Below are 7,477 nucleotides of genomic sequence, written 5' to 3'. Positions count from 1 at the left end.
GGAGCCGCCAGCCCGCGTGGCACGTCCCTCCGGACGCTGGTCGACCGGGCCGCAAGACCCGACCGAGGAGGGTGCCCGACGTCGCCTGGGCGCCGGGCGTGTGCGTAGCACTCTGCCACAGGTTCACTACGCTTCGCTAATCCAACTGGTGAGCCTGCGTTTCGAGGGACGCGGCGACTCCACGCTGGTGGTGCGGATGACCGCCTACACCGAGCGGGACGACCAGGACGGCGAGTTCTTCTTCGACTTCCCGGAGCAGGGCTTCTCGCGCATGTACCCCGTGCCGCGGGATCTGCCGGACTGTGTCGACCAGTTCGGCAGCCTCCGGTTCCTGCTGCGCTATCCGGATCTCGGCAAGGACGCGGCGGGCCGACCGCGCAGGATGCTGGTGAGCGCCGACATCGGCCACGCCACCGCCCGCACGAGCCACGCCGTGTACGAGACGGTCGTCCCGCTCGTCAACTCCGCCTCGCCGCACCTGGGTTGCGGTGTTGAGCCGCTGGCGGTGCCGAAGGGCGACGCCGCGCCGCCTGATCCCGACGAGGTGCAGGAGTCGGTCCCGGTCACCGAGGCGGCGGGCACCGCCTGCGGCTGGGTGGCCCGAGCACGGCTCCCGCAGGCCGCCACGTGGAAGGTGGAGCCGCTGGTGAACGACACGGCCCCGGCCGTGCGGTGCGACCTGGAAAGGGACACTTCGCCGTCCTCGGACCATCTGCACCTCGCCGCCTGGTACGGCGACTGGAGCGACCGTGTGGTCTCGGACGACGGGGTGTGCAGGGCCCTGACGGCGACCGCCCGCTGTGACGGCGAGGCGGCCGACTTCGCGGTCGGCGCGGAGCGCAGGATCCGGGGTATCGGTACGGCGGAGCAGCACAGGCTGCTGAAGGCCTTCGCCGAGGACCAGGTCGAGCGGCGCGGCCGCACCGGGCTGCGCCTGACCGCGAGTCGTACCACGCGCCGAGCGCGAGCGGCACCGCGACGGCACCCGCGACCAGGGGCCGGCGCCACGGCCGACGCGAGCACCCTGTGCTTGCGCAGCCGAGCGAACCGGCCACCGGAGCCGACGCCGCCCTGTTCGTCCGCCGAACCGTGCTCCGTGCCGTTGATGTCGCCTTCTGCCGCTCCCCCGTTGCTCACGGCGGGGAGGTTAGCGAGTGCGATCGCGACGGCGTGGGGCGGGGTGACCACTGCCCTCAGAGTGCGTCGGGCAGCGTCCTCCACAGGAACGGCCGGTCCGGGGCCGCCTTCAGGGCGTCGAGGACGACCGGGTGCGGTTCGGCATACAGCACCGGATAGTCCAGCTCACCGGCCGCGAGGTCGGGGATCCAGGCCAGCCGCTCGCCGTCCAGCGAGAACCGGGCGTCCACACCCGGCTTGTTCCCGCGCGGGTCCTGCCGGTGCCAGGCGCCGTGGAAGCGGACGGCGACCAGTCCGTGCACGGCGTGGCCGCCCTCGCCGTCGGTCAGCCGCTGGTAGCACAGGGCCGTCGGGATGTCCTCGGCGCGCAGCAGGGCCGCCAGGGCGTGGGCCTTGGCGTAGCAGATACCGGTGCCCAGGGCGAGCACGTCCGAGGCGCGCCAGGTGACGCGCAGGTCGCCCGAGTCCTGGGAGTGCGGGATGGTGTCCCGGACGAATTCATAGGCGGCCCGCGCATAGGCATACGAGTCGGCCGCCCCGGCGGCCAGCCTTTCGGCCGTCTTCCGGACCACGGGATGGTGATGGTCGATGACCTCGTCCGCGGCCAAATACGCAGACAGATCGGCTGTGTTCTGGATCAGATCCATGCCCGCAGAGCATAGGAACGCGATCGCCCGACCGTCAATGACTTTTCGAGCGACCGCATACCTATGCACAACTGGCGACTAGCGCGCCATCTCCTCCTTGAGCGCGGCCACGAAGGTGTCGACGTCCTCCTCGGTGGTGTCGAAGGAGCACATCCAGCGCACCACTCCGGCGGCCTCGTCCCAGAAGTAGAAGCGGAAGCGCTTCTGCAGGCGTTCGGACACGTCGTGCGGCAGCCGCGCGAAGACGCCGTTGGCCTGCACCGGGTAGAGGATCTCCACGCCGTGCACCGCGCGCACGCCCTCGGCGAGCCGCTGGGCCATCTCGTTGGCGTGCCGGGCGTTGCGCAGCCACAGGTCCTTCGCCAGCAGCGCCTCCAGCTGCACCGAGACGAAGCGCATCTTGGAGGCCAGCTGCATCGACAACTTCCGCAGGTGCTTCATCTGCCGCACCGCGTCCTGGTTGAGGACCACGACCGCCTCGCCGAAGACGGCGCCGTTCTTGGTCCCGCCCAGCGAGAGGATGTCGACGCCGACCGCGTTGGTGAACGTGCGCAGGGGCACGTTCAGCGAGGCGGCCGCGTTGGCTATCCGGGAGCCGTCCAGGTGCACCTTCATGCCGTGCGCATGGGCGTGCTCGCAGATCGCGCGGATCTCTTCCGGCGTGTAGAGGGTGCCCAGCTCCGTGCTCTGGGTGATCGAGACGACCTGCGGCATGGCGCGGTGCTCGTCCTCGAAGCCCCAGGCCTGCCGGTCGATCAGCTCGGGCGTGAGCTTGCCGTCCGGCGTGGGCACGGTGAGCAGCTTCAGGCCGCCCATGCGCTCGGGCGCGCCGCCCTCGTCCACGTTGATGTGGGCGCTCTCGGCGCAGATCACCGCGCCCCAGCGGTCGGTGACCGCCTGGAGCGCGACCACGTTCGCGCCGGTGCCGTTGAACACCGGGAAGGCCTCCGCGGAGGCCCCGAAGTGGCTCCGGATGATCCGCTGGAGGTTCTCGGTGTACTCGTCTTCGCCGTACGCCACCTGGTGGCCGCCGTTGGCGAGGGCCAGGGCGGCCAGCACCTCCGGGTGGGCCCCGGCGTAGTTGTCACTGGCGAAACCGCGGACCTCGGGGTCGTGATGACGACGCGCGTCGGTCCTGGCAGGGTTCACGGCTTCTCGGTCAGCCACAGACGGTTTCCGTTCACTTCCGCGGCGGGCTTGCTCCAGACGCCCTCGATGGCCTTGGCGAGGTCCTTGACGTCCGTGAAGCCCGCGAACTTCGCGTTGGGGCGTTCGGCGCGCATCGCGTCGTGCACCAGCGCCTTCACCACCAGGATGGCAGCAGCCGCATGCGGACCGGCCTCGCCCCCCGCCTTGCGGAAGCCGTCGGCCATGGCCAGCGTCCAGGCCTCGGCGGCGGCCTTGGACGCGGAGTACGCCGCGTTGCCCGCCGTGGGCTTCGACGCACCGGCGGCGCTGATCAGCAGATACCGGCCGCGGTCGCTGCGCTGCAGGCCGTCGTAGAAGGCCAGGGAGGTGTGCTGCACCGTGCGGATCAGCAGCTTCTCCAGCAGGTCCCAGTCCGCGAGGCTCGTCTCCTCGAAGGTCGCGCTGCCGCGCCAGCCGCCGACCAGGTGGACCAGACCGTCGATCCGGCCGTGCTCCTTCTCGATGCGGTCGGCCCAGGCACGGGTCGAGTCCAGGTCGAGCAGGTCGACCGTCTCGCCGGTGACCGTGGCGCCGCCGCGCGCGTAGCGGGCCGCGTCCACGGCCTCCGCCAGGCGCTCAGGATTGTTGTCGGCGCCGACGACGACCGCGCCGGCCTCGGCGAGCCGGACCAGGGTCGCGTGTCCGGCGGGACCGCCCGCGCCGGCCACCGCGATCACCGCACCGCTGAGAGACCCGTTGTTCGCCACGTTCTTCCCCTCTGAAGCAGTGTTCTGGACGCGGTCGCTCACGCGGCGACCGGCTCGGCGCTGTCCGCCGTGATGCCCTTGGTGGAGGCGATCACATTCTTCAGCTTCTTGGACAGGGCCTCGTAGAACATGCTCAGCGGAAACTCGTCCGGAAGCACGTCGTCCACGAGCTTGCGCGGCGGCTGGGCCAGGTCCAGGGCGTCCGGGCCCTTGGCCCACTTGGAGCCGGGGTGCGGGGCGAGGTAGGTGGCGACCAGCTCGTAGCCGGCGAACCAGTGCACGAGCTTCGGGCGGTCGATGCCGTCCTTGTAGAGCTTCTCGATCTCGGCGCACAGCTGGTTGGTGACCTGCGGGGCGCGCTCCCAGTCGATGGAGAGCTTGTTGTCGGTCCAGCGGACGACGTCGTGCTTGTGCAGGTAGGCGAAGAGCAGCTGGCCGCCGAGGCCGTCGTAGTTGCGCACGCGGTCGCCGGTGACCGGGAAGCGGAACATGCGGTCGAAGAGGACCGCGTACTGCACGTCACGGGCCTGCGGGACGCCGTCCGCCTGGAGCTTCACGGCCTCCTTGAAGGCGGTGAGGTCGCAGCGCAGCTCCTCCAGGCCGTACATCCAGAACGGCTGGCGCTGCTTGATCATGAACGGGTCGAACGGCAGGTCGCCGTGGCTGTGGGTGCGGTCGTGGACCATGTCCCAGAGCACGAAGGCCTCTTCGCAGCGCTTCTGGTCGTGGACCATCGCGGCGATGTCCTCGGGCAGCTCCAGTCCGAGGATGTCGACGGCGGCGTCGGTCACCCGGCGGAAGCGGGCGGCCTCGCGGTCACAGAAGATGCCACCCCAGGAGAAACGTTCCGGCGCCTCGCGTACGGCGATGGTCTCCGGGAAGAGGACGGCCGAGTTGGTGTCGTAGCCGGACGTGAAGTCCTCGAAGGTGATGCCGCAGAACAGCGGGTTGTCGTAGCGGGTGCGCTCCAGCTCGGCCAGCCAGTCCGGCCAGACCATGCGCAGCGCGACCGCCTCCAGGTTGCGGTCCAGGTTGCCGTTCTGCGTGTACATCGGGAAGACGACCAGGTGCTGCAGACCGTCCGCGCGGTTCGCGGCGGGCTGGAAGGCCAGCAGGGAGTCCAGGAAGTCCGGCACCTGGAAGCCACCCTCGGCCCAGCGGTGCAAATCCTTCACCAGGGCCTGGTGGTAGGCCTCGTCGTGCGGGAGCAGCGGGGACAGCTGTTCGACGGCGTCGACGACACGCCATACGGCGGCCTCGGCATCCACCCTGGCCGGAGCGTCCTCGGCCTCGAAGTCGATCGATCCGTCCTTGGACTGCCATGGCCGGATCTGCTCCACGGCATCCTTGAGCACGGGCCAGGCCGGGTGCTCAACCACCCTGGTCGACGAAGGAATCTGTCCCTCCGCACCCGCCTGCACAAGAATTTCCGTCATGTCCCATCCTCCACGGGAGAAGCTCGCGTAAGGACACCGTATGCATACCCCGTTTCAGCCAGCAAGAGGCGGATCGGGAAAATTTTCAGTCCAGCCCCTTGGTCACCGACATTTTTCCTGTCGTAAACCGTGACGGCGCTCACTTCCACCGGTATCCCCGCTCACGGTGCCGTGGCGATCCGGTCGGTCCAGAGGGGCGGGACTCACCCACGGCAGGGTGACCGCGGGGGCGTATACCGGCCGGCTGACGGCCGCCACGCACCCGTATGCCTCGTGCACGTGCGGGTTCATCGCGGGTTCCGGCCGTTAGGCTGCGACTCTGCCCGCGCGGACGACGGAGTCCGCCCGTTCCGCGCGTGCCGAGCCGCCGTCGACGGAACGGAGTCGAATCTTGAACTTCCTTACCATCGGTCACCGCGGGGTCATGGGTGTCGAGCCCGAGAACACCCTTCGTTCCTTCGTCGCCGCGCAGGACGCCGGCCTCGATCTGATCGAACTCGATCTGCACTTGAGCAAGGACGGCGCCCTGGTCGTCATGCACGATGCGGAAGTGGACCGCACGACCGACGGCACCGGGCCCATCGCCGACAAGACCCTGGCCGAGCTGCGCTCCCTCGACGCGGGCCTCGGGGAGCGGGTACCGGTGTTCGAGGAGGTTCTGGACGCGGTGTGCACGCCGCTCCAGGCCGAGATCAAGGATGTGGCCGCGGCCCGGGCCCTGGCGGCGGTGATGCACGAGCGCGACCTGGTCGGGCGCGTGGAGGTGTCCTCGTTCCACGACGACGCGGTCGCCGAGATCGCGCGGCTGGTGCCGGGCGTGCGCACGGCGCTGATCGGTGGCCGCTACGGCACGGACATCGTGGAGCGCGCGGTCGCCGTGGGCGCGTCGACCGTCTGTCTCAACATCCGCCGGCTCACCCTAGAGATCGTCGAGCACGCGCGCAGGTCCGGGCTGCGGATCATCGGCTGGGTCGTCAACACCCAGGATCATCTGCGGCTGGTCCGCGCCCTGGAGCTGGACGGCGCGACGACCGACTTCCCGGAGATCAAGCGCACGGGGCGCTTCACGGCCTGACGGTCACACGAGCTTCTTGACCAGCAGCTCGAACTGCAGGTCGTCGCGCTGCGGAATGCCGAAGCGCTCGTCGCCGTACGGGAAGGGCGACATCTTTCCCGTACGGCGGTAGCCGCGGCGCTCGTACCAGGCGATCAGGTCGTCCCGTACGGAGATCACCGTCATGTGCATCTCGGTGACGCCCCACGCCTCGCGGACCTGGCGTTCGGCCTCCGTCATGACCGTCTTGCCGAGACCCGCGCCCTGCAGGGTGGGGCTGACCGCGAACATGCCGAAGTAGGCGTGGTCACCGCGGTGTTCCAGCTGGCAGCAGGCGATGATCCGGCCGTCCTGCTCCACGGTCAGCAGCCTGCTCTCGGGCGATTTGATGACCTCCAGCACGCCCTCGGGATCCGTTCGCCGCCCCTGAAGGATGTCCGCCTCGGTGGTCCACCCGGCCCGGCTGGAATCCCCGCGGTAGGCCGACTCGATCAGTGCGACCAGCGCGTCGACGTCGGCGTCGGTGGCGTCGCGGAAGGTGGGGCCGGCGGCGGGGGTTTCCATGGAACGGTCTCCGATTCTCGGGCGTGGCTGAGCCAGGGTCGAGGGTAACCCTGCCACTAGGCTGCGCCTGCATGGTGCACGTACTCAGCAGCCGGACCCTGCTCACCCCCACCGACCCCGAGCGCTCCCGGACCTTCTACGGCGAGCAGCTGGGACTTTCTGTCTACCGCGAGTTCGGCACGGGGCCCGAGCGGGGGACTGTCTACTTCCTCGGCGGCGGCTTCCTGGAGGTCTCCGGGAGGTCCGAGGCACCGCCGTCGCCCACGGTCCGGCTGTGGCTGCAGGTCGACGACGTGGCGGCCGCACACGAGGAGCTGAAGTCCAAGGGTATCGACGTCGTCCGGCCACCGGTGAAGGAGCCGTGGGGCCTGGTCGAGATGTGGATCGCCGACCCGGACGGTGTCCGCATCGCAGTGGTGGAGGTGCCGGAGGACCATCCGATGCGGTACCGCCCGGGTGTCTAGGGGCGGGCTTCTGGTGGCGAGGCCTATGGCGGCCGGGCTCTTGGCACCGGGCATCTGGCGCCTGGCCTCCAGGCCTCTGGCGGCCGAGCCTCTGTCCTGTGGCCTCTGGGTCACTGGCGGCGGGGCCACTTGCCTGCGGGCCCCCTGAACTCCAGGCCACTGGCGCCCGAGCCGCAAGCGTCCGAGCCACCGGCCCCTGAACTCCAGACCCCTCGCGCCCGGCCTCTGACACCGGGCTCCTGGCGCTACCGAGCCTCTAGCGTCCGAGCCACTGGCGTCC

The 7,477-nt window shown here is 69.9% G+C and carries 8 protein-coding genes; 2 read left to right on the top strand and 6 right to left on the bottom strand.

Annotated elements, in window-relative coordinates:
• Positions 1 to 339: 339 nt before the first annotated feature.
• The 5 genes from AB0M27_RS25950 to AB0M27_RS25930 all read right to left on the bottom strand — a co-directional run bounded on the left by AB0M27_RS25950 (position 340) and on the right by AB0M27_RS25930 (position 5,115).
• Entirely contained in the window at positions 340 to 1,137 is a 798-nt protein-coding gene (locus tag AB0M27_RS25950; RefSeq protein WP_365724557.1) for a hypothetical protein, read from the bottom strand.
• Between the two features lie 56 nt (positions 1,138 to 1,193).
• A complete protein-coding gene (locus AB0M27_RS25945; protein WP_365724555.1) occupies positions 1,194 to 1,784 on the bottom strand; it encodes a transglutaminase family protein in 591 nt (196 codons plus the stop codon).
• 78 nt (positions 1,785 to 1,862) lie between these two features.
• Entirely contained in the window at positions 1,863 to 2,933 is a 1,071-nt protein-coding gene (locus AB0M27_RS25940) for a low specificity L-threonine aldolase (protein ID WP_365724554.1), read from the bottom strand.
• The gene (locus AB0M27_RS25935) at positions 2,930 to 3,721 is read right to left on the bottom strand and encodes an SDR family oxidoreductase (RefSeq protein WP_365724552.1); all 792 of its coding nucleotides are present in this window, start codon (positions 3,719 to 3,721) and stop codon (positions 2,930 to 2,932) included. The genes AB0M27_RS25940 and AB0M27_RS25935 overlap by 4 nt, the downstream gene beginning before the upstream one ends.
• Entirely contained in the window at positions 3,718 to 5,115 is a 1,398-nt protein-coding gene (locus tag AB0M27_RS25930) for a DUF6421 family protein (RefSeq protein WP_365724550.1), read from the bottom strand. Before AB0M27_RS25930 ends, AB0M27_RS25935 begins: the two co-directional genes overlap by 4 nt.
• Positions 5,116 to 5,506: 391 nt before the next feature.
• Between AB0M27_RS25930 and AB0M27_RS25925 the strand changes: the two genes are divergently transcribed.
• Entirely contained in the window at positions 5,507 to 6,190 is a 684-nt protein-coding gene (locus AB0M27_RS25925; protein ID WP_365724548.1) for a glycerophosphodiester phosphodiesterase family protein, read from the top strand.
• Positions 6,191 to 6,193: 3 nt separating this feature from the next.
• Here AB0M27_RS25925 and AB0M27_RS25920 read toward each other — a convergent pair whose 3' ends face one another.
• Positions 6,194 to 6,733 carry a GNAT family N-acetyltransferase gene (locus AB0M27_RS25920; protein WP_365724546.1) on the bottom strand — a complete coding sequence of 180 codons (540 nt, stop codon included), beginning with the start codon at positions 6,731 to 6,733 and terminating at the stop codon, positions 6,194 to 6,196.
• Positions 6,734 to 6,804: 71 nt separating this feature from the next.
• Between AB0M27_RS25920 and AB0M27_RS25915 the strand changes: the two genes are divergently transcribed.
• On the top strand, positions 6,805 to 7,197 hold the full coding sequence (locus tag AB0M27_RS25915; protein ID WP_365724545.1) for a VOC family protein: 393 nt from the start codon (positions 6,805 to 6,807) through the stop codon (positions 7,195 to 7,197).
• Positions 7,198 to 7,477: the final 280 nt, after the last annotated feature.

The sequence above is a fragment of the Streptomyces sp. NPDC052107 genome (assembly GCF_040680215.1).
In the GTDB taxonomy this organism is placed as follows: Bacteria; Actinomycetota; Actinomycetes; order Streptomycetales; family Streptomycetaceae; genus Streptomyces.
The sequence above is the reverse complement of the archived record's forward strand: the minus strand, read 5'-3'. Positions and strand labels throughout refer to the sequence as shown.